We start from the raw sequence: 746 nt of genomic DNA on the forward strand, positions 1-746 counted from the left end.
GGGCTTCGCTTCGGGGGGCTTGCCCGCGCCCTTCTCCGGCTGCCAGGACAGGTCGTACACGGCCGCGTCGCCCGCGGCCCGCATCAGCACCACGGAGGCGCCATGCGCGCCGCTCATCTCCAGGCCGGCGGAGAAGAGGCCCCGGTAGAAGCCGGCGATCACCACCGGGCGGCAGGTGAGCACGTAGCGCGTGGGCCCCGTCTGCTCCAGCCGCGCCTCCAGGTAGTTGGTGCCCGTGCGCAGGTTGCGCGTCATCCGCTCCAGCATCCGGTGCGGCCCCAGCAGCCGCACGCCCGCCAGGAGCGCGCTGCCAATGAGCGTGGACCCGTAGCCCTCCAGGAAGCGCCGGCCCACCACCTCCGCGCCGTCGTCCAGCGTGGCCGCGGGCGCGAGCACGGACGACGCCAGCTTCAGCGACTCCACCCACACCTCCAGGGGATAGGCCACCGCCAGCTTCCCGCGAGGGTCGATGCCGGCGTCGCGCAGCTGCCGCGCGCAGGGCTCGTCCAGGTGGTCACCCAGGGCGCGAATCAGCCCTTCGAAGCTCTGCTGGAAGACAAGGCGTTCGGGGGTCATCGGCATGTCCTCCCACGCTACCCGTGTGAGAGGGGCCGCCTCAACCCGGTAGGTTCCCAGTTCTCAAGAACATGACGCGGAGTGTTCGAAAACGCAGTGCGGCACGCGGCCCGACGGGTCGGCCGACGCGGTTCGACGCGTCGAAAGGGGGGGCTGGAGCGACTCCTCCG

Annotated in this window: 1 protein-coding gene; it reads right to left on the reverse strand. The window is 71.7% G+C overall.

Annotation, left to right across the window (positions count from 1 at the left end; translation table 11 throughout):
* On the reverse strand, positions 1–576 hold a 576-nt coding region (locus tag D7V77_RS42305; protein ID WP_120581760.1), incomplete at its 3' end, for a DUF2378 family protein.
* Positions 577–746 lie beyond the last annotated feature (170 nt).

Origin of the sequence: Corallococcus sp. CA041A, assembly GCF_003612075.1 — a bacterium.
GTDB classification, from domain to species: domain Bacteria; phylum Myxococcota; class Myxococcia; order Myxococcales; family Myxococcaceae; genus Corallococcus; species Corallococcus exiguus.